The sequence below is a fragment of the Scandinavium manionii genome (genome assembly GCF_024764775.1).
GTDB lineage: Bacteria > Pseudomonadota > Gammaproteobacteria > Enterobacterales > Enterobacteriaceae > Scandinavium > Scandinavium manionii.
This window is the reverse complement of the sequence record NZ_JALIGC010000040.1, coordinates 542,978-563,898: the sequence shown is the minus strand read 5'-3', so window position 1 is coordinate 563,898 and position 20,921 is coordinate 542,978. Positions and strand designations below refer to the sequence as shown.

23 protein-coding genes are annotated in these 20,921 nt (G+C 53.7%); 15 read left to right on the top strand and 8 right to left on the bottom strand.

Annotated elements, in window-relative coordinates; translation table 11 throughout:
- Positions 1 to 3: 3 nt before the first annotated feature.
- The 7 genes from MUU51_RS20400 to MUU51_RS20370 are packed head-to-tail and all read right to left on the bottom strand — an operon-like array spanning position 4 to position 6,574.
- Positions 4 to 444: a flagellar FliJ family protein gene (locus tag MUU51_RS20400; RefSeq protein ID WP_258968476.1), complete on the bottom strand. Its 441-nt coding sequence runs from the start codon at positions 442 to 444 to the stop codon at positions 4 to 6.
- Complete coding sequence (gene fliI / locus MUU51_RS20395; RefSeq protein WP_258968475.1) at positions 441 to 1,787, bottom strand: flagellar protein export ATPase FliI; 1,347 nt, start codon at positions 1,785 to 1,787, stop codon at positions 441 to 443. The genes MUU51_RS20400 and fliI overlap by 4 nt, the downstream gene beginning before the upstream one ends.
- The gene (gene fliH, locus MUU51_RS20390) at positions 1,780 to 2,505 is read right to left on the bottom strand and encodes a flagellar assembly protein FliH (RefSeq protein ID WP_159773033.1); all 726 of its coding nucleotides are present in this window, start codon (positions 2,503 to 2,505) and stop codon (positions 1,780 to 1,782) included. The genes fliI and fliH overlap by 8 nt, the downstream gene beginning before the upstream one ends.
- A gap of 5 nt (positions 2,506 to 2,510) precedes the next feature.
- Positions 2,511 to 3,518, bottom strand: coding sequence for a FliG C-terminal domain-containing protein (locus MUU51_RS20385; RefSeq protein ID WP_159773036.1), 1,008 nt, complete (start codon positions 3,516 to 3,518; stop codon positions 2,511 to 2,513).
- The gene (gene fliF / locus MUU51_RS20380; RefSeq protein ID WP_374684796.1) at positions 3,496 to 5,157 is read right to left on the bottom strand and encodes a flagellar basal-body MS-ring/collar protein FliF; all 1,662 of its coding nucleotides are present in this window, start codon (positions 5,155 to 5,157) and stop codon (positions 3,496 to 3,498) included. The genes MUU51_RS20385 and fliF overlap by 23 nt, the downstream gene beginning before the upstream one ends.
- Positions 5,158 to 5,162: 5 nt before the next feature.
- On the bottom strand, positions 5,163 to 5,525 hold the full coding sequence (gene fliE / locus MUU51_RS20375) for a flagellar hook-basal body complex protein FliE (protein ID WP_159773042.1): 363 nt from the start codon (positions 5,523 to 5,525) through the stop codon (positions 5,163 to 5,165).
- Between the two features lie 41 nt (positions 5,526 to 5,566).
- A complete protein-coding gene (locus MUU51_RS20370) occupies positions 5,567 to 6,574 on the bottom strand; it encodes a sigma-54 interaction domain-containing protein (protein ID WP_159773045.1) in 1,008 nt (335 codons plus the stop codon).
- Between the two features lie 399 nt (positions 6,575 to 6,973).
- Between MUU51_RS20370 and MUU51_RS20365 the strand changes: the two genes are divergently transcribed.
- The 8 genes from MUU51_RS20365 to MUU51_RS20330 are packed head-to-tail and all read left to right on the top strand — an operon-like array spanning position 6,974 to position 14,239.
- Positions 6,974 to 7,843 carry a FliM/FliN family flagellar motor switch protein gene (locus tag MUU51_RS20365; protein ID WP_159773048.1) on the top strand — a complete coding sequence of 290 codons (870 nt, stop codon included), beginning with the start codon at positions 6,974 to 6,976 and terminating at the stop codon, positions 7,841 to 7,843.
- The gene (locus MUU51_RS20360) at positions 7,836 to 8,198 is read left to right on the top strand and encodes a FliM/FliN family flagellar motor switch protein (RefSeq protein ID WP_159773051.1); all 363 of its coding nucleotides are present in this window, start codon (positions 7,836 to 7,838) and stop codon (positions 8,196 to 8,198) included. The genes MUU51_RS20365 and MUU51_RS20360 overlap by 8 nt, the downstream gene beginning before the upstream one ends.
- Positions 8,199 to 8,239: 41 nt before the next feature.
- Positions 8,240 to 8,953: a flagellar type III secretion system pore protein FliP gene (gene fliP, locus MUU51_RS20355; protein ID WP_374684535.1), complete on the top strand. Its 714-nt coding sequence runs from the start codon at positions 8,240 to 8,242 to the stop codon at positions 8,951 to 8,953.
- Positions 8,954 to 8,969: 16 nt separating this feature from the next.
- Complete coding sequence (locus tag MUU51_RS20350; protein ID WP_159754879.1) at positions 8,970 to 9,242, top strand: flagellar biosynthetic protein FliQ; 273 nt, start codon at positions 8,970 to 8,972, stop codon at positions 9,240 to 9,242.
- 1 nt (position 9,243) lies between these two features.
- Positions 9,244 to 10,017, top strand: coding sequence for a flagellar biosynthetic protein FliR (gene fliR / locus MUU51_RS20345; RefSeq protein ID WP_159773075.1), 774 nt, complete (start codon positions 9,244 to 9,246; stop codon positions 10,015 to 10,017).
- Complete coding sequence (gene flhB, locus MUU51_RS20340) at positions 10,010 to 11,143, top strand: flagellar type III secretion system protein FlhB (RefSeq protein ID WP_159773078.1); 1,134 nt, start codon at positions 10,010 to 10,012, stop codon at positions 11,141 to 11,143. Before fliR ends, flhB begins: the two co-directional genes overlap by 8 nt.
- Positions 11,133 to 13,226: a flagellar biosynthesis protein FlhA gene (locus tag MUU51_RS20335; protein WP_159773081.1), complete on the top strand. Its 2,094-nt coding sequence runs from the start codon at positions 11,133 to 11,135 to the stop codon at positions 13,224 to 13,226. Before flhB ends, MUU51_RS20335 begins: the two co-directional genes overlap by 11 nt.
- A gap of 5 nt (positions 13,227 to 13,231) precedes the next feature.
- Positions 13,232 to 14,239, top strand: coding sequence for a hypothetical protein (locus tag MUU51_RS20330; RefSeq protein ID WP_258968474.1), 1,008 nt, complete (start codon positions 13,232 to 13,234; stop codon positions 14,237 to 14,239).
- On the opposite strand, the gene MUU51_RS20325 is transcribed toward MUU51_RS20330, so the two are convergent.
- On the bottom strand, positions 14,236 to 15,054 hold the full coding sequence (locus tag MUU51_RS20325) for a C40 family peptidase (RefSeq protein WP_258968473.1): 819 nt from the start codon (positions 15,052 to 15,054) through the stop codon (positions 14,236 to 14,238). The two genes, MUU51_RS20330 and MUU51_RS20325, sit on opposite strands and share 4 nt — an antisense overlap.
- Positions 15,055 to 15,402: 348 nt before the next feature.
- Here MUU51_RS20325 and lafA point away from each other — a divergent pair, with 348 nt between their 5' ends.
- The 7 genes from lafA (at position 15,403) to MUU51_RS20290 (ending at position 20,893) form a co-directional block, all read left to right on the top strand.
- Positions 15,403 to 16,305: a lateral flagellin LafA gene (gene lafA / locus MUU51_RS20320; protein WP_258968472.1), complete on the top strand. Its 903-nt coding sequence runs from the start codon at positions 15,403 to 15,405 to the stop codon at positions 16,303 to 16,305.
- Between the two features lie 202 nt (positions 16,306 to 16,507).
- Positions 16,508 to 17,809 (top strand): flagellar filament capping protein FliD, encoded by a 1,302-nt coding sequence (gene fliD, locus MUU51_RS20315; RefSeq protein ID WP_258968471.1) that lies wholly within the window; start codon positions 16,508 to 16,510, stop codon positions 17,807 to 17,809.
- Positions 17,810 to 17,843: 34 nt separating this feature from the next.
- A complete protein-coding gene (fliS, locus tag MUU51_RS20310; RefSeq protein ID WP_258968470.1) occupies positions 17,844 to 18,236 on the top strand; it encodes a flagellar export chaperone FliS in 393 nt (130 codons plus the stop codon).
- Positions 18,237 to 18,242: 6 nt separating this feature from the next.
- Entirely contained in the window at positions 18,243 to 18,560 is a 318-nt protein-coding gene (locus MUU51_RS20305) for a flagellar protein FliT (RefSeq protein ID WP_159773099.1), read from the top strand.
- Positions 18,557 to 19,678: a flagellar hook-length control protein FliK gene (locus tag MUU51_RS20300; RefSeq protein WP_258968469.1), complete on the top strand. Its 1,122-nt coding sequence runs from the start codon at positions 18,557 to 18,559 to the stop codon at positions 19,676 to 19,678. The genes MUU51_RS20305 and MUU51_RS20300 overlap by 4 nt, the downstream gene beginning before the upstream one ends.
- An 8-nt stretch (positions 19,679 to 19,686) precedes the next feature.
- Positions 19,687 to 20,148, top strand: a complete 462-nt coding sequence (locus MUU51_RS20295; RefSeq protein ID WP_258968468.1) for a flagellar basal body-associated FliL family protein — start codon at positions 19,687 to 19,689, stop codon at positions 20,146 to 20,148.
- 31 nt (positions 20,149 to 20,179) lie between these two features.
- On the top strand, positions 20,180 to 20,893 hold the full coding sequence (locus MUU51_RS20290; protein ID WP_258968467.1) for a FliA/WhiG family RNA polymerase sigma factor: 714 nt from the start codon (positions 20,180 to 20,182) through the stop codon (positions 20,891 to 20,893).
- The last annotated feature ends 28 nt before the right edge of the window (positions 20,894 to 20,921 follow it).

Here is a 20,921-nt window from a genome sequence, read left to right as displayed (position 1 = left end):
ACGTTACTTCACTCCCCGCTGGCGTAACCAACACTGGCCGGCCATATCGTCCAGCACCTTTTGTTGGCGGACATTCGCTTCCTGTACCAGATGCTCACGTTGGGTGTCGAGGGTCATGCTGACCACTTTTTCCTGACAGGCTGCGCTGATGAGATCTTTCTGGATACGATCTTCTTTCAGTTGGGCGAGTGATTTTTCCTGTTCCTGCCAGGCCAGAACCCGGCGCAGACTGCCTTTATAGGCATTAATATTTTTCAGCTCTTCCGGACACTGCACCTCTGAGGAGGCAGGGGCCGTTTTTTGCAGCAACATCGTCAGTGAGCGGATATTGTTTTCAAATCCAACCCCTATCTGCTTCTGCCGGGCGAGCTGAACGGTGAAATCTTGTACCGATTTATCGCGCAGCTTTTGCAGTTGCCTGAGGGTGTCAATCATCTGATTCATGCCGTCTTAGCCTTAGCGTTTTTCCCGACAGGGAAGAGGGATTGCAAACTTTGCTGAACGCTGGCGAGTGCGGCGGGTTCGCTCACATCCTGGCGCAGGAATCGTTCAATAGCCGGGTAGTTCTTCACGGCTTTATCAACCGTCGCATCGGAACCGGCGACATACCCGCCGAGCGGGATCAACGGCTTAATTTCCATGTAGCTGGCGTAGTTTTGCTTAAACTGGCGGGCCGACAGTTGGTGTTCGCGGGGCGTCACCTGATTCATACAGCGGCTGATCGACTGACCGATATCAATCGCCGGATAGTGCCCGGACTCGGCCAGCTTACGGGTGAGCACAATGTGACCATCCAGCACTGCACGGGCGCAGTCGACGATCGGGTCCTGCTGATCGTCACCTTCCGCCAGCACGGTGTAGATAGCGGTCATTGACCCACTGCTTTCGCTGTTACCGGCACTTTCGACCAGACGTGGGATCATGCCAAACGCCGACGGCGGATAGCCTTTAGTGGCCGGCGGCTCACCCAACGAGAGGGCGATTTCCCTCTGCGCCATCGCATAACGGGTCAGGGAGTCGATCAGCAACAACACATCTTTGCCCTGGTCGCGAAACCAGGCGGCGATGGAGTGACACAGTTCGGTGGCTTTCAGACGCATGAGTGGCGATTCATCGGCGGGCGCGGCCACCACAATCGATTTTGCCAGGCTTTCAGGGCCGAGCGAGTGATCGATAAACTCTTTCACTTCACGGCCACGTTCGCCAATCAATCCGACCACCACGACTTGCGCTTCGGTCTGGCGAGTGATCATGCCCAGCAGCACGCTTTTACCCACGCCGCTGCCTGCCATCAGGCCGACGCGTTGGCCTTTGCCAATCGTCAGCAATCCATTGATGGCACGCACACCGACGTCCAGCGGTTCGCTGACCGGCTGACGGGTGAGGGGATTAACCGCAGGCGGTTGGGCCGGGAGCAGTTCCGTCCCCCCGAGACGGCCTTTGCCGTCCATCGGTTCACCCACGCCATTGACAATGCGCCCGAGCCAGCTGTCGCCGATCATCACGTCACGGGCTTTATCGAGGGGGAAAACACGGGCGCCGGCCATCAGGCCGACCGGCAACTTGAAAGGCATCAGGTAGGTGACTTCGCGGTCAAAGCCCACTGCCTGCGCTTCAATGACTTCGCCCTCGGCCCCTTCGATGCGACACAGCTGACCGGTGGCCAGCTGGCAACCGATACTTTCGAGCAGAATGCCACTGACGCGCACCAGACGGCCCGACTGACGCACCAGCGGGATAGCGTCAATGGAACGTAATGCGTCCGCTACCCCCGGCAAATCATGCATCCTTCTGCTCCGGGGACAGCGTTTCTTTAATCGCTTTCATGCACTGCTCAAGACGGTGTTCGCAGCCGACATCCAGCTCTGAGGTGTCAGTCACAATTCGGCATTCGCCAGACTGTAAGGTCGTAGAAGGGGTTAATCCCCATTCGCTGACCTTTTCCGGGGCCACATTCTGAATGCGCTCAAACTCTTCGCTGCTGAGCATTACCTGCAACGATTCCGGTACTGACGGCAGGGCAGAGAGCGCCTCTTCGATGATGGAGAGTAACTGCGTGGGCTGTAACGCCAGCTCGCAGCGGATGACCTGACGGGTGACCTTTTCAACCAGCTGCAACAAATCGTCGCGCTGCTTGCGCTGGATAGTCCCCAGATAGTCATTCACCTGATGGGCGATGCCGTCGAGCGGTTTAGCGGCGAGGGCAAATTGCTGCTGGCCCTCTTTCTGTGCCGACAGGCTGCCATCGGTATAGCCTTTACGCATCCCTTCGTTGAATCCCTGCTCGGTACCCTGGCGCAGACCCTGCTCCTGGCCCTCTTTCTGGCCTTCTTCCAGGCCACGCTTAAAGCCTTCCTGGTAGCCTTCCTTAAGCTGAAGCTGGTGTTCTGCCACCAGAGCCAGATGCTGCTGCTCCTCATCCTGCGGTTGCGGCTGGGCCGTTTCGCCATCCAGTGGCGGGAAGCGGTACTGACGGAAGCGGCCGCGCAATGTGTCTAATGCCATATCGCTTACTCCTCAGTCCGTTCTGCGAACAGCTGCAGTTGAATTTCGCCCGCTTCTTCCAGTTCACGCGCCACGGACATGATTTCGCGGCGGATCTGCTCAATACGGCTGATGGGCACTGGCCCAAGACGGGCGGTAATGCTTTCCAGCTGCTGCACCTGGCGGCGCGGCATAGCAGCATAAATGGAGCGGCGTAGCGGGGCTTCGGTGCCTTTCAGCGCCACAGCCCACTCTTCGATCGGGATCTCTTCCAGCAGCTTACGGCGTACATCTTCACTCTGACGGCCAAGGATGAAGAAGTCATACATCTCATCCTGCAGCTGGACAAGGATCTCGCCATCGCGTTCGGCCAGCTGCTCCAGAATGACCTGCTGGTCGTCCTGGATACGGTTCACGATATCTGCGGCCTGCTTGATGCCTTTCACCTTGGAGCCATGCTCAGAAAGTACGGCCAGGCCGCGCTCGATTAAGCGGTCGAGTTCATCAATCACTTCGCGATTGACGTCATTCAGTTTGGCGACGCGATAGAGGATTTCATTACGCACTGACTCCGTCATATACAGCAGGACTTCTGCGGCAATATCCGGGGTCAGGAAGGCCAGGAACACGGCCTGGAGCTGGAGGTGCTCTTCGCCGATCAGCAACGCCAGCTGGCGCGGTTCAACCCACTGCAGGCGTGCCATACGGGAGCGAATTTCATCCCCGTAAATGCCATTGATGACACCGCTGGCTATCTCGCTGCCGAGGGCTTTGTTGAGGATCCCCTGCAACATGGCGCGTGAGGCGCCATTGATGCCACTCTGTTCGCTGAACTCATCGAAGAAGTTATTGATGACCCGCCGAGCCTGGGTAATTTTCACGCCGGAAAGACGCGCCATATGCTCACTCAGGCGCACGACTTCTTCACGGGTCAGTTTGCTCATCACCGTCGCCGCGGCTTCTTCACCCAGGCAGAGTAACAAGATTGCAGATTGCTCTAACAGGTTGTTTTTACTTGTTTTCAATTCGCTCATTACTTGTAATCCACTGTCTGATGACTTCCGCTACGCGATCGGTATCTTCAATCGCCAGTTTCTGCAGGTATTCCAGTTTTGCTTCAAGCCCAGAGCTTGGCGACGGGAGAGGTTCATCCACTGGCAGGCTTGGCAGTTCGAATTCACGCACCTGGGCCGCGGCATTCCGGGTGTCTGATTTCTCATCAAGTTGCAGTGCTGCCTGATTAGCCGTCTCAGCCGCAGCCAGCGCTTTGCGCTCGTCACGGGCGACGGTCATACGCTTCATCATCGGACGGACGACGAACAGCAGCAGTAACAGGGCCAGCAGGCCATAGCCGATCAGACGTGCCCAGTTGAGGATGTCGCCATCCTGCCACCATGGCAGCTTCGGATAATCACTCTCTGAAGGCGGAACGAAGCTCATCATCTCCAGGGTCAGGGTGTCGCCACGCTGGCTGTCGATGCCGGCTGCGGTATTCAGCATGGTCGTGACCTGCTGAATCTGCGGTGCGTGCCAGTTTTTAACAAAAGTCGCGTTTCGGTTCAGGACCACTGCCACGTTAAGACGGGTGACGGTAAAGCCTGGATGCTTGATATGCTTCACGTTACGGTCGTAAGCGTAATCACTCTTATTTTCCGTATGCTGTGACAATTGGGCAGGCTGGCGACTCCCTTGTTGCGGGGGAGTGGTCGCCATGGGCGGACGGTTGCTCAGCGAGCCTGGAATGCCGATGGCCAACTGATCAGTATTCTTATCTTCCGCTTTCTCTTCACGGCTGACTTTCGGCGTATCGCCGTAATTTTCCTGGGTCTCCTCGATGGCGCTGAGATCAACCTGAGGCATCACGCTGACACGGAAATTGCCTTTACCCACCAGCGAGGTGAGCAGGTTTTCAATGCTCGCGCGGGTCTTGGTCTGAATATCTTTCACGACCTGGTCGTTTTTACGGGTGACGGCCCGGGAGCCTTCGCCATCGCTGACGCCATCCGACAGCAGGGCGCCGGTCTGGTCAATCACGCTGACCTGAGACGGGAGCAGACCGGGTACGCTGCCGGAGACGAGGTGAATAATGGCATTGACCTGATCCAGACTCAGCGTATTGCCATAATGCAGGCGAACCACTACCGACGCGCTGTTTTTAGGTTGTTCACTGACAACAAAAGAGCTGTCTTCATTCAGCGCCAAATGAACTCGCGCCGTTTGTACTGCGTCCAGAGACATGATGCTCTTGGCCATCTCGCCTTCGAGGCTGCGTTTATAGCGGATGTTCTGCACAAACTGGCTGGCACCCAGCACCTCGTCCTTATCCATCAGCTTGTAGCCTTCAGGGGCGATCGCTTGCACACCTTTGGCTGCCAGTGTCATGCGAATCTGCGATAACGCATCCTCAGGCACGAGGATCTGTCCGCTGCTGGGATCGATTCGGTAGGTTGCTTTGCTCTCATCCAGCACCGAGATAACCTCGGAGACGGGGATATTCTGTTGACTGCCATAGAGGGCGACATACCCGTAGTTTCCACCGAGGAGAATGGCGGAAATAATGGCTGTCGCGGCAACCGCTGCGGCGGCAAACAGAGCGATACGCTTTTTGCCGTCCAGCTTAGCCATCACAACAGCCAGCCATTGACGCGCTTTTTCGAGGAGATTCTGATTCATGGCGATTAAATGGACATACTCATCAGATCGTTAATGCCAGAGGCGACTTTATTGCGCACCTGGACAAGGGCGGAAAATGATAACGATGCCTGCTGGCTGGCAATCATCGCCCCGGCAAGATCGTCACTTTTTCCCATATCAATGGCGGTCTGACGTGCCTGCGCAGTGTGTTCATAGCTGTCAACGCGATGCAGCGAGGCGCTCATGATGTGGCTGAAAGACGGCGTGGCGACGGAGGAAACACCTTCGCTGAGGCTGACGTTTGATGCAGGAAGGACGGGAGCATCCGCTACCGCCCTCATCTGGGTCATGTCTTGCAGCATCTGCGACTGCATTGTGCTTGCTGGAGTAATGGTTAACGTATTCATGGCATGCCTTAAAAAACAGTCCTTGTAGGTGAATGTGCAACTTAAGAGAAAATTTCGATGCCATATTTCCGCATGGAGGCCAGGCGGTAGCGCAGGGCGCGCGGCGTAATGCCTAGCAAATCGGCGATTTTTGATTTATTGCCCTGGTAGGTGCGCATCAAATCGGCGATGTATTCGTACTGGGCAAAGCGGCCATGCAGACGCAGATCGCCTTGACCGGCGGTTACGGTGCTCACGGCAGAGGAAGCGATGACGGACGTTTCGGAAAGCGTGGGTTCGGCGTGGCTGACAGGCGCCGTTTGCGGGATCCCCAACATATCGGGATACACTACCCCGTCGCGATTCATGATCATGCCGCGCTGAATGGCATTTTCCAGCTCGCGGACATTGCCCGGCCACTGGTGGGTGGCGAGGGAACGTTTCGCCGATTCAGACAGCTTCACGTTTCGGCCAAGCATCGAGGTGTATTTCTGAATGAAGTGAGTCGCCAGCGGGATAATGTCTTCCCGGCGTTCACGCAGGGGCGGCACATCAATATGCACCACATTCAGACGGTAGAATAAGTCTTCACGAAAACGGCCTGCCGCCACTTCGGCTTCGAGGTTTTTATTGGTACAGGCAATCAGGCGAAAGTTAAGGTCAATCTGGCGGTGTCCCCCCAGACGCTCAACTTTATTTTCTTGTAATACACGCAGCAGTTTTGCCTGAAGTGCTAAGGGCAGTTCACCGATTTCATCGAGTAATAACGTCCCTTTATTGGCTAATTCAAGTTTACCCGCCACGGTATGAGTGGCCCCGGTGAAGGCACCCTTTTCATAACCAAATAGGGTCGACTCTAACATGTTTTCCGGAATGGCAGCACAGTTCACTCCGATATACGGCGCATCCTGACATTCCGCAAAGGCATTAGCGTGAATATATTTTGCAATGTATTCTTTCCCTGTTCCTGTCTCTCCCTGAATCAATACGGGAACGTTAAAGACTGCCACTTTTTTTGCGAGTGTCAGTACGTTCAGAGTACGATTGTCAGTGGCAATAATATCTAGCATAAATGCCTCTCTTATTAGCATGAGTACAGCGACAATAGTCGGGTTATATAGCGTGGTAAAAAATGAGGGTGGATACTAACATTGTGCCATTGGCAAAGATTACATTAATGCATCAAAAAAATATTATCCTTTAAAAGCATTTGCTTACATTGGTCTTGTGTGGCTTTTTAGTCGTGCCAAACAAACATATTAATCGTTCATTTTATGTATTAATAATAAAATGCCATTGCGACTTTTAGGCGTGTACGGTTAAATGCACGTCCTGTTTTTTTATGTGCCACTATCCGTTGACGCGGCGGCTCTATTCACCTTTCTATTATTGAAGAAAGCAAATTGTTTTCATCAGCAAACTGATGCCGATAATGGGCTATACAGAGAAAAATGCAGAGAACGCGTACAATGTTAAAGTACAGTCAGACACCGGGCATCTTTAAACTGGAAGGCAACCGACTCGGTCGTCCTTACCATCGTTTGCAGACTATTTTTGTCAGCAAATTTGATACGCTCGATTCACGACTGAACAACTATTTCCTCAAAAAACATCGTTCTTATATCTCACTGAAGCGCATTGATTGTGAAATGGATGTCAGCAATAAGACCGCTGAACTCTTTACTTCCGAAGTCGGGCAGCTTGCGTTTGATATTGACAGGCCTTTACTGCTGACCTTGTTGGGTAATTTCTATGGGCTTGAGGAGGATCTTGAATCTGAATCATCAGAGGAACATGGTCTCCCAACCAAAACAGAAATCCGGCTAAAAAATCGTCTGGCGAGCGATCTTCTCGAGATGATTTTTGACAAAGACAGTTCAGGATTAGCCCTCTCCATTGCCCCAGATAATATGGGTGTACAAACGCAGTGGACGTACAAAATCACCTTTACGCTGGATGGTGCGGAAGGGAATTGCTTTTACATCTTCCTTGATGATGCCCATACCGATTTCGTCCTGAATGCCTTACGTCAGCAGGATATTCGTAACTCCAGCGAGCAGCTGGATACCCGTGCGCGTAAAGAGAAGAAGCAGGCTGTGGTGAGCGAGGTGATTAATACGCTGCCATTAACCCTCACGGTAAAAATTGCTGAGATTTCGCTTAATGTCGCAGAACTGACCACCATCAAGCCTGGCGATATTTTGCCGATCGGCCTGCCTGAGCGCTATTCGGTGAACATTGGCAAGGCTGAACTGTTCAGCGCCCTCCTCGTAGAGGACAAAAACAAACTCTATCTGTCGGATATTGCCGGAACAAAGTCAGAGAATAGCTATGAATGAGCATGAAGATTTACTCGAACAAGGTTTTGAACTCAACACCAACGATACTGCCGCTGAAGCAGTAAGCAGCCCAACCCCAGCGGCGGAAGCCACGCAGAAGAATTCAATGTCTCTGCTCAAGCGCATCCCGGTTACCCTGACGCTGGAAGTCTCTTCCGTGGAAGTGATGCTGGCGGATTTGCTGAACATGGATGACGACACCGTGATTGAGCTGGACAAGCTCGCGGGCGAACCGCTGGATATCAAGGTCAACAATATCCTGCTGGGCAAAGCGGAAGTGGTGGTGGTGAACGAGAAGTATGGTTTACGCGTACTGGAATTCAACTCTCGCGAAATCAATGATCTGAAGCCATGAAATCCCGTTCTCTCATTGTCTGTCTGGCAGGACTCACGCTGATGTTTATCTCCTCCCATGCCTTTGCGCAGGGGGGAGATATCTCGTTGTTGAGTGTCGTAAATCACGGTGACACGCAGGAGTACAGCGTCAAGCTGCAGGTGCTTATTCTCATGACCCTCGTCGGTTTACTGCCGACGTTGGTGCTGATGATGACCTGCTTTACGCGATTTATCATCGTGCTCTCCCTGTTAAGACAGGCGATGGGGTTACAGCAATCCCCGCCAAACCGCATTCTGATTGGTATTGCGCTGTCATTGACCATGCTGGTGATGCGCCCAATTGGGATCAACATCTACGACCACGCGGTCGTGCCGTTTGAAAACGATCAGATAACGCTCTCTGAAGCGCTGGCGACCGGGGCGAAGCCGTTAAAGCGCTTCATGCTTGCGCAGACCGATAAAAAGGCGATGGCGCAGATAATGACGATCGCCGACGTGAAAGGCGACCCGGCGGCGCAGGACCTGACCATTGTCATACCGGCCTATGTCCTGAGTGAGCTGAAAACGGCATTCCAGATTGGCTTCATGATTTACATCCCATTCCTGGTGATTGACCTGATTGTTGCCAGCGTATTGATGGCGATGGGGATGATGATGCTGTCACCGCTGATCGTTTCACTGCCTTTCAAACTGATGCTGTTCGTCCTCATCGATGGCTGGTCGCTGACCGTAGGCACTCTCACCTCCAGCATCCGCGGCCTTGGGCTGGGATAACAATGGGAATGGCATCATGTTAACGGTCGATGTCGCGGCGGACATTGTCGGCAGCGGAATAAAAGTGGTTATCATGCTGGTCTGTGTGCTGGTGGTTCCCAGCCTGTTGGTCGGCCTGTGTGTCAGTATTTTCCAGGCCGTCACGCAAATCAATGAACAAACGCTCAGCTTTCTGCCGCGTTTGATTGTCACCCTGGTGGTACTGGGCATTACCGGCAAGTGGATGATTACCACCCTCGACGATCTTTGTGTGCATTTGTTCACTCAGGCGGCAGTGCTGGTGCATTAAGATGGCACACACCGACATCGTACCGTTCACAAACCTGATCCTGGGGATGTGGTTTCCGTTCGTCCGCATCATGACTTTCTTCCAGTTCAGCCCTGTCTTCAATAACCACGCGTTCACCATCCGCGTGAGGATTATGCTGTCAGGTGCGCTGACGGTGATCATCACCCCGATGATCCCGCATCCTGTCCCCGATCAACTGGTCACCACCGTGCTGCTGACCCTGGAACAGTTCATCTGGGGCATGCTGTTTGGCATGATGTTGCAGCTGGTATTTGAGATTTTACAAATGGCCGGGCAGATCCTCTCCTTTAACATGGGGATGAGCATGGCCACCATGAATGATCCCAACAGCGGGGCCAATGTCGCGGTGCTCGGTGAGTTCATCAATATTTTCGCCATCCTGCTGTTTTTCATCATGGATGGGCACCTGTTGCTGGTCAGCATTTTGTACAAAGGGTTCACCTACTGGCCGATTGGCAATGCGCTGACGCCCCAATCCCTGATGTCGGTGGCAATGGCGTTCACCTGGGTGTTATCGTCCGCCATGCTGCTGGCGTTACCCACCACCTTTGTCATGCTGGTGGTGCAAATGTGTTTCGGCCTGCTGAACCGCATCTCTCCCTCTCTGAATCTCTATTCGCTCGGTTTTCCGATCAACATGCTGGCGGGACTGGTCTGTTTTGCTGCCCTGATGTACAGCGTGCCCGACCACTATATGCAGCTGGTAAACGACGTGCTGCATCAGCTCGATAAGCTGAAGGTGGCGCATGGCTGAGAGCAGCACCGAAGAAAAGTCAGAGAAACCCTCGGCGCAAAAACTCCGTAAGGCCCGTCAGGATGGGCAAATTGCGCGTTCGAAAGATATGGGCCTGGCCTCCACGCTACTGGTTTCTTTCATTGTGGTCAGCAATTCGTTCCCGCTGTATGCCAGTTTTATCCGCGAGTGTTTTATTACCATCCACCAGTACGGGACGCACATCAACGAGCCCGGGATCATTGCGCAATTCCTTAAGCATAATCTGCTGATCATGCTCAAGTTCAGCGTCACCCTGATCCCTATACCGGCCGCGGCGATCCTGGCCTCGATGGTACCCGGCGGGTTCGTACTTTTGCCGCAAAAGCTGCTGCCTGATTTCGGCAAAATTAACCCTATTACCGGCATCGGCCGCTTCTTCTCCGCTGAACATCTGGTGGAAACCGGAAAAATGGTGCTGAAGGCACTGGTCGTCCTGGTGCTGATTTGGCTGAGTGTGCGTAACAATTTCATGGCCTTCTTACGCTTGCAGGATATGTCATTCCAGCGGGCCGTCAGCCAGGGCCTGTCGATGTACCACAGCATCATGCTCAACTTCGTGATCCTGTTTGTGTTCTTCGCGCTCGTCGACGTCCCGTTGGCGAAGAAAATGTTCACCAACAAAATGAAAATGACCAAACAGGAAGTCAAAGAAGAACATAAAAATCAGGAAGGTAAGCCAGAGGTTAAAGCCCGTATTCGCCGCTTACAGCGTCAGATGGCGATGGGGCAGATCCGCAAAGTGGTGCCCAATGCCGATGTGGTGATCACCAACCCAACGCACTTTGCGGTGGCGTTAAAATACGATCAGGATCGTGCGCAGGCGCCGTTCGTGGTCGCTAAAGGTACCGAAGAAGTGGCGCTGTTTATTCGCCAGGTGGCGGGTGAACATGACATTGAAATCGTAGAATTTCCGCGGCTGGCCCGTTCGGTCTATTACACCACCCAGGTGAATCAGCAAATACCGTCTCAGCTCTATCGCGCCATTGCCCACGTTTTGACCTATGTCCTGCAATTAAAGAACTGGCGTTCAGGTTCGCAGCAGCGTCCGCAGCTCAATCGCTATATCTCCATCCCTAAAGAGGTTCTGAAAACGGATGACGACTAAAAGTAAGCAATTACTAACCTATCTAAGCAAAGGACATCTGGCGATACCTCTGGTATTGCTCTCGATCCTGGCGATGATTATCCTGCCACTGCCGCCGGCATTGCTGGATATCCTGTTCACCTTCAACATCGTCCTTGCGGTCATGGTGTTGCTGGTTGCGATTTCCGCCAGGCGCCCACTGGAATTTAGCCTGTTCCCGACCGTGTTGCTGGTGACCACGTTATTACGCCTGTCGCTTAACGTGGCTTCAACCCGTGTGGTCATGCTGTTTGGCCATGAAGGCGCGGGAGCCGCCGGGAAGGTGATCGAGTCTTTCGGTCAGGTGGTTATCGGCGGAAACTTTGTCGTCGGTTTTGTGGTGTTTGTCATTCTGATGATCATCAACTTCATCGTGGTGACCAAGGGGGCTGAGCGTATTTCTGAGGTCTCGGCGCGCTTCACCCTCGATGCGATGCCTGGGAAACAGATGGCAATTGACGCCGATCTGAATGCCGGACTCATCAATCAGACCCAGGCCCAGACGCGCCGTAAAGAGGTCGCCAGTGAAGCAGACTTCTATGGTGCGATGGACGGTGCCTCGAAGTTTGTGCGCGGGGATGCGATAGCCGGGATGCTTATCCTGGCTATCAACCTGATCGGCGGGACCTGCATCGGTATTTTCAAATACGATCTGAGTGCCGAAGCCGCCTTCCAGCAATACGTGCTGATGACCATTGGTGACGGCCTCGTCGCCCAGATCCCATCGTTGCTGCTGTCCACGGCCGCCGCGATCATCGTGACGCGTGTCAGCGATGCCGGGGATATCGCCAGCGAAGTGCGTAAGCAACTGCTGGCAACGCCGTCGGTATTGTACACCGCGGCAGGCATCATGTTTATCATGGCCATTGTTCCGGGTATGCCGCATCTGCCATTCCTGATGTTCACGGGATTGCTGGCATTTGGCGCATGGCGCATGAGCAAACGTCCACAGGAAGCAGAAGAGGATACGCAGAATCTTGAAACCCTGACCAAAACGATCACCGAAACGGCCGAGCAACAGGTCAGCTGGCAAACCATTCCGCTTATCGAACCGATCAGCCTCAGTCTCGGTTACAAACTGGTGTCATTGATTGATAAAGAGAAAGGCAATCCGTTGACCCAGCGTATCCGTGGGGTTCGGCAGGTGATATCTGACAGTAATGGCGTGCTGCTCCCTGAAATTCGGGTGCGGGAAAACTTCCGCCTGAAGCCAACGGAGTATGCGATCTTTATCAATGGGATTATGGCTGAAGAGGGGAATATTCCCTCGAATAAGCTGATGGCGTTGCCGTCCAGTGAAGTCTATGGCGAAATTGAAGGCGCGCTGGGCCATGACCCGGCATACGGCATGCCTGTCACCTGGATCCAGAATGAACAAAAAGCCAAGGCCCTGAATCTCGGCTATCAGGTGGTCGACAGCGCCAGTGTCATCGCGACCCATGTCAATAAAGTGGTCCGTAACTTTATTCCGGATCTGTTCAACTATGATGATATTACGCTGTTGCATAACCGCCTCACCTCGATGGCGCCGCGGCTGGCAGAGGATCTGAATGCCGCCCTGAACTACAGTCAGCTGTTGAAAGTGTATCGACTGCTGCTGACGGAAGGCGTTTCGCTCCGGGATATCGTCACCATCGCCACGGTGCTGGTCGCCAGCAGTGCGGTGACGAAAGAGCCGCTGTTATTAGCCTCGGATGTCCGTCTGGCGCTGCGTCGCAGCATTACCTCCGGTCTGCAACGGGATAAAGAACTCGCGGTCTACACCCTCAATAATGAGCTGGAGAATTTGCTGACCAGTGTGGTGAATCAGGCTCAGCAGGGCGGGAAAGTGGCACTGGACAGCGTCTCAGTCGATCCTAATATGCTCAGCCAGTTCCAGAGTAATATGCCGCAGATTAAAGAGCAGATGAAAGCGGCCGGGCGTAACCCAGTGCTGCTGGTGGCGCCGATTCTGCGACCGCTGCTGGCGCGCTATGCGCGGTTGTTTGCCCCAGGATTGCAGGTGCTGTCCTACAACGAAGTGCCGGATGAGCTTGAACTTAAAATCCTTGGTTCATTGAGCTAATCGCCTTGCTGCGCTTCACCTTACACAATCTGAGCACAGCGGTGCCGCAGGCATTGGGTGAGATGCTGGACAGTGTTCAGACAGACAGCACACAGGCAGAAGGGGAGGATCCCGCTTCTGCCCCGGCAGTCCCGGCGCCTCCTGCCACCCCACCGCTGGTCAAAAAAGAGATATTGAACGCCGCGCTTGCCTATCTTGAGAGCGAGGATGAAGGGCAGCCGCAGGAGATTCCTGCCCAGTCTGTCCCGATAGCCCCGCCTGCCGAAGCGTTAATCCTTCCTCAAAAAACGAATCCTGAACCGTTACCCGTCGTGCCCGATTCCCCGGCTGAAAATGCCGTTCCCCGGGCTTCGCGGCCAGAGGTGCCGGTGCTGACGCCGCAGAAGCCCATCGCTAAGCTGCGCAATAAGACCCCGGAGACGTCGATTCCCTTGCCTGAAGTTGTTGCTGAAGAACGGATTAAAACATCGTTGCCCGTCACAGGGCGGTTATTCGAATCGCCGGCCCGCTTAATGGCGGCGCTGGTGGTCGATGAAGAACGGGAAATCATGTCAGCCCGTTTTCAGTATGCGGATAGCAAGCCACGGCCACCGACGGAGAGCACCCGACACTTCTCTGCCATGACGGAACAAACCAGTGAAGAAAAACCTGGAACGTCTCTGCTTTCTCTGACCCATAGACTGCTCAAATGGGTGTCGGACGATCGGCATTTACCTGCGAATTTACCCACAGAGCAGCGGCATCAGGCCGCGGAAGCGGACGGCAATGTTCAGGGGGAAGCCTTCTGGTGGCCTAAGCGTGACAAACAGCAGGGCAGGGAGGTGTCAGCAGAGCAGGCAGATGACCGGAGTATTGCCGATAAAAATGATGAAAGGAATGGGCCGACATGGCATCCGTTCCCTCCTGCCGTCGCCGAGTCGCCCGAACAGGCCTCTGCAGGGTTACTGGCGGCGGTGCTAGTCAGTCTGTTTGCCACCCTGCTGGTCATTGTTCTGCTGGTGCTGAATCTTTAGAGCACTGTGTTATTGGTCAGAATACGTCTGGCACCCAGGAAATGTTGCTGCCAGAAGGCGTCCTGCAACTGACTCACCTGCACGGCCTCGCCGGTGCGCGGCGACTGAATGAACTGACCGTGACCGAGATAGACCCCCATATGATCGGCATATTCCCCGTGGCTGTGCACATGGAAGAACAGCAAATCCCCTCGACGTAAATCATCCCCGGCAATTTTTATCGCCCGCCGATAGTGGTACATCTGGTTAGCCGTGCGGGGCAGTTTGTCTGCCAGCACTTTGTTATAGGCATAAAACACCAGCCCGCTACAGTCGAACCCGGTGTCGGGCGTTGTTCCTCCCCAGACGTACGGCTTACCTAGCTGGACTTCCATCCGGTGGATAGCCACCTCGGTCATATTATGCAGATGGTCGTGGCTGAGAAACCCTTCGCTTTCCTGCACATCATCCCAGCGGCTGTCACCCAGTTTCCACGGGCCACGGAACCATTCCGGATGCGCTTTTACCTGCCGGCGGTTCTCAGCCCGTTGGGCACGGGTGGAGGTCACCAATGCGGCGATTTCCTTCGACGTGGGGTGTTTATGGTCTGCCCGATAGTGATTCAGCAGTCGGGCGCGGTTCAGCATTCGCAGACGCGCGGCGTAGCTCAGGGTATCGACTGGCGCAGGGTGATGATGAACCACATGTTTATGGCTGCGGGAAAGTCTTGTGGTGTGTTTCGATGTTTTCGCACCCAGCGTCGTCGTGGGGATTAACGCTGCGGCAAGCAGAAGGGTCTTCGCGTTAAGTCGGAATAATGAAGATAACGTTGGCATCACAGAAGATTCATTCACACATCTATTACGCAGCCAGAGAACGATTCCCGGCAATGCTGGACATTTATTATCCATTATTTTCGTCAGGTGGTTAACCGTCTGCCTTATATTTAACGGTAGAGTCCTGTTTAAAAATAAATAACGATGAATATTTCACCTCAACATGCCGTTGTGAAGACGATTAAATACAGTCTGGCACTATTCTTGAATAATAAATTAAATTGGTTTTTGTTATAAAACAGTGATTTGCTAATTTAATAAAAAACTTTATTAAGTTTCATGAATAACCTGTCGCATTTCTGGAGTACCGAAATGATGAATAAGTAATTTTTAACAAGGAGCAGTATCATGTTATCGATCAATACTAACGTTGCCTCTATGGCTGCAGTTAACGCAATCAACAAATCTAACGCTTCCCTGGCAACTTCCATGGAGCGTCTGGCTACCGGTAACCGCATCAACTCTTCTGCAGATGATGCTGCGGGTAAGCAGATTGCAAACCGCCTGCAGACTCAGTCTGATGGTGATGCAGTTGCACAGCGCAACATCAGCGATGCAACCGCGATGCTGCAGACTGCGGACGGCATGTTCGATGAAATGAATGACGTTCTGGGTCGTATGAACGACCTCTCCACTCAGGCGGCGAACGGAACCTACAGCGACGACGATCTGCAGGCAATGCAGGACGAGTACGACGAACTGGGTCAGCAGATGTCCGACATGCTGCAGAACACCACTTACGGCGGTACTAACCTGTTCGGTACTGCCAGTGGCAGCAACACCGGTGCAAGTGGTTTGTTCCAGAGCGCAGTCTCCTTCCAGGTGGGTGCGGAATCTTCTGACACCATCACCGTGGATATCTCCACGCAGTTGGGCCAGTTGGTTGACGATCTGGACCAAGTCAGCAAATCTTTCAGCGTTGACCAGGCCAGCAACACCGCTTCCGGTGGTACCGAACTGACCTCTTCCGGTGGTGCGCATACTGCAATGGACAACATTGCCGCTGCTCAGTCTGATATCAGCAAAATCCAGTCCAGCCTGGGTGCCTCTATCAACCGTCTGAACGACACCGCAGCTAACCTGACCAACATGAAAGACAACACTGACGTGGCAATCGGTAACATCATGGATACCGATTACGCGACTGAAGCGTCCAACATGACCAAACAGCAGGTCCTGATGCAGACCGGTATCACCATGCTGAAGCAGGCCAACAGCACCAGCAGCATGGTCGGTAGCCTGCTGCAGTAATCCTCCCTCGAGGCTTACATGGCGAGTTAACGTCAATTAAAAAACACCGCCAGCGGCGGTGTTTTTTTTCGACCATGGAAGGCTTCCAGGCCCTTCCTCTGGACGGAAGGTCTCTTTCCCTTATGCAGTACCCGTCTGAAAAATAAAGGTAAAAATATTGGCACGGATATTGCTTTAAAATGAAACCACCCATGGAGTTATCATGATTAATCCAAGAACCATTGCGAAACAAGTGGCTTATGCCGACGTGGCCACCCAGGCAAGCCAGGTCCAGAAGCAGCAAGCGGATGTCGATGCGCAAAACGCCGGGCTGGATACGCTTTCCACCTCAATCAGCGACTTTGAAACCGCCGTTGATGGCCTGAACGATCCGGAAAACGGCGTGGTGGTCAATACCGCCACCCCCAGCAATGATTCCGTAACCGCCTCGGCCAACTCTGAAGCGCAGCCTGGCACCTATACCTTCTATGTCTCACAGCTGGCGCAGACACAGCAGGACTCCTTCGCGATGGCGGATGACACGATCCCGGCGCAGGGCACCGTGACCCTGACGATGGGTGATACCGCAATGGATATCGATTTGGCCTCAGCCGACGGTGATGGCGACGGCTATCTCGACGGTAACGAGCTGGTGGATGCCATTAATGACTCCGATGAAAACCCGGGTGTCACCGCCACACTGATGAAAACGGATGAGGGCAACACCATCATGCTTTCCTCCGACCAGAGCGGGGCGGCCAGCGCGTTTTCGGTGTCGGTTTCCGGCAACAGCGATTTGCAGTCGGCGGTCGATACCACCGGACAAACCCTGAGTTCTGCACAGGATGCGGTGATCCATCTTGGTACTGCCGATGGCCCGCAGATCAGCAGCAGCACCAACACTTTCGATGATGTGATCCCTGGCGTCAGCATGACCTTCTCGGAAGTGACCACTGATGAGCCGGTTACGCTCACTGTGGCCCAGGATACCTCGGCATCGCAGGCGCAGGTACAGGTGTTTGTCGATTCCTACAACACCCTGGTCGATACCATCGATGACTTGACCGATGTCGGTTCCGGCGGCTCTTCCGGTGGCGTATTTGCCGGTGACGCAGGCCTGAAATCACTCAGCAGCCAGATGAACCAGATTGTGCATGCCGATTACGACGGCAAATCAATCGTCGATTACGGCATTACGCTCGATTCCAACGGCCATCTGACCATCGATTCCACGGCCTTTAACGAGGCGATGAAAGAAGATCCGGAAGGGCTGACCAATATCTTTGTCGGCGACGATGGGATGATCGCCCAGTTCGATGACCTGATGGACACCTACACCAACTCCAGTGACGGCATCATCACCACGCGCCAGCAGTCGCTCGACGACAAGCAGGACAAAATCGATTCGCAAACGGACGATCTGAAACAAACCTACGAACAGGACTACGAGCGCTACCTGTCCGAGTACACCAACACCATGATTGAAGTGTACAGCATGAAAATGAGCATGGCGGCGTTCGGTTAACGCGGCACAGACCAGACAAAAGGGTAAAAAGATTATGTACGGCTCCCAAGACGGGTATTCGCAATATAAAGAGATGGATTTGGCGTCAAGGACGGCTTCCGCATCACCGCTCGATCTGGTGCTGGTGTTGTACTCCGGACTGCTCGACGAACTGGAGCGCGCGAAGAGCCATATCGAAGGCAAGCGCTTTGAGCGTAAAGCGCAAAGCATCAATAAATGCATCGATATTCTCAATGCGCTGACCAGCTCACTGGAGTTCGAAACCGGCGGGGAGCTGGTACAGAATCTGGCCCGTTTATACGACCACTGCGTGTACCGCCTTTACGAAGCCAGCAGCGAGCTGAGCATCGAGAAAGTGGAAGAGGTGGTGCAGATCCTGCGCAACCTGCATGAAGGTTGGGAAGGTCTGTCGAAGAAACTTGGGTAAGCCGTGATGTCCAGTGAACAGTTACAAAAGCAGCTTCTGGCTTTAATTGATGAGATGAATGTCGCGCTCGATCAACAACGCTGGCGGCGGATGCCAGGCTTGCGTCAGCAAGTGATGACGGTCTTTGCCGAGTACGAAGCGCAGGAGCGTTCTGAACTTGTGTTGCAACACACCAAAAAAATGCTGCATGACGCGTTCAGCAGCATTATTGAGCGTCGGGAGTCCCGCGTCGCGCTGTTGAAAGAGCGTATGGCGGAGCATCAAAGCAATAAAGAAGGGATTCTGGCTTATTCGATGGTCAATTTATTCACGGAGCAGGCATGAATTCAGTACAAGCGGCAGTCTCTGCACTGTTGGAAAAACCGGAGTCTTCGGCCGCTGTTCAGACACAGAGCGATGCCTCGGGGGATTTTTCTCTCGAAAACACGGCATCTGGCGTGGTGTCCCGACACCGCACGCAGCCCGCGAAAGAAGAGAGTCAGAAGGATGATGCTATCGCTCAGGATCTCAGTGCGCTGATGGCGACCTTGTTAACGCCTCCCGTTGCAACGAAGGATCCCGAGGCCCCCGGCTCGGGCTCTGCCATGCTGAAAACCACCGCGCTTGCGGGCGCGGATGCGCGTACCCTGGTGAAGCTGATGGGGATGATGTCTGCGAAAAGCGAAGTAGATGACGCAGGCGCATCGGAGCCGGTGTTGCCGCAGGCATTACAGGCGCTACTGAGTAAAAACAGTGATCAGGCGTCGCAAGGCACCGCTGCCCAGCAAGCGACGCTCGCAAAACTTGCCGCGCAGAACCTGCATAGCATCGGTAGCACTCAGCGAACGACAGCGGCAACAACAGCAACCACCAACAGACCCACGCTGCATGAAAATCTGCATACCGTGCTGAAAACGACGGCACCCCAACATGCGGTGAACGTCATCCGTCAGCCAGACGACACGCCGCTGACGACGATTGCCGCGATGAACGATCTCACTTCACGTCCAGTGAGTGGAACGGATTCACCGTCGCCCGTGCTGGCGACGCCGGTCACCGATACCTCGATGGACGATCTGGGCGAGAAGCTGAATAACATACTCAAGGACAGGATCCAGTTTCAGTTGGATAACCAGCAGCAGATGTCCACCATTCGTCTCGATCCCCCTTCAATGGGAAAACTGGAGATCGTCGTTCATCTCGACGCTAACCAGAACCTGAATGTGCACATTGGCGCGAGTCAGGCCGACGTCATGAAGACCCTGCAACAGTTCTCCGATCATCTGCGTCAGCACCTGGTCCAGCAAAACTTCATGCAAGTGAACGTCCAGGTTTCGCCTGACGGACAGTCTCAGCAGCAACACCAACAGCGTCAGGATGAAGAAGTCACCATTCTTTCATCCAGGGATTTCGACGACGCTCCCGAATTGACCCAGAACGAAAGCGTTCTGCTTAAAGTTTAAATAAAACAATGAAAAAAATTATTGCCGCCAGCCTTATCAGTGCTTGTCTCGTCGTCCTTATGGGCGGTGCAACGGGCTATTATCTCGTGAAATCGGGCAAGTTTGGACACATGACGTCTGGCCCTGTCCAGGCAGAAGCACCTGTTAACCCGACTAACCTGACGTTCATTTCCCTGCCAGAAACGGTTGTGACCCTCAGCGACAGCAGCGGTGCTCACCACTATGTGCTGATGGAACTGGCGCTAGCCGTTAACGAGAAAGATAAGCAGAACATCGTCCGTGCCGATGAGTCGCTGTATCAGAGCATTATCGTCAGCACCTTATCGCAGAAAAGCTTTGACGATGTTCAGTATATGAAGGTCCCTGAGATCCGCGATTTGTTGGCGAAGGCGCTGAAAAGCGAGTTGCAAAACCGCCATATGGTCCCCCCATTCTGTGATGTTCTGGTGACCAAAGCGGTTTTCCAGTAACAGCAGGCCGTAGAGAAATGTGAAGTAAACGATGCAGCAAGAGTATGAAGGGCACGCGTTCCAGGTAACGCTCCAAATGACACCACAGGAAGAAAACCAGCACCTCATGGCCTGGCTTCCTCTGGTGCGGAAAATCGTTCGCCAGCTGTCGCATCAATGCAGTCACATCATTGAACGCCAGGATATGGAACAGATAGCGCTGATGGGTTTACTCAGCGCTATTCGCCGTTTTGGCGTACCGGACGAAAACTTTGCTGGTTATGCCAGCCAGCGCATTCGTGGGGCGATCCTCGATGAGCTGCGCAGCCTTGACTGGCGACCGCGACAGCTGCGGCAAAAATACCATCGCATCAAAGACTTGATCCGAACTCTACGCCAGCAGTTAGGGCATGAACCGGAGTGGAGCGAACTGGCTCCTCACGGAATTGATGCCAACGAGTACCAGGAATATCTCCAGCTGGAAAACGCGGAAACAATGTCCAGCCTGGACGAACTGCTGTCCACCGATCAGGACGAGCATCGGTTCCAGGGCCGTCGGCTGGAAGATCAGTTCATTACCCAGGACCTCCTCAGCAAAGCACTCGCGCAGCTGACAGAGGTCGAAGGGCAGGTGTTGGCAATGTACTACCAGAAGTGCATGAATCTCAGAGAGATAGCGCTGGTACTAGGGGTGACAGAATCCCGCGTTTGTCAGATGAATAAGCGGATCATGGAAAAGATCCACGCCTATTTTAATCAGGAATAACAGGCAGCGATATAACGCTGCCAGTAAC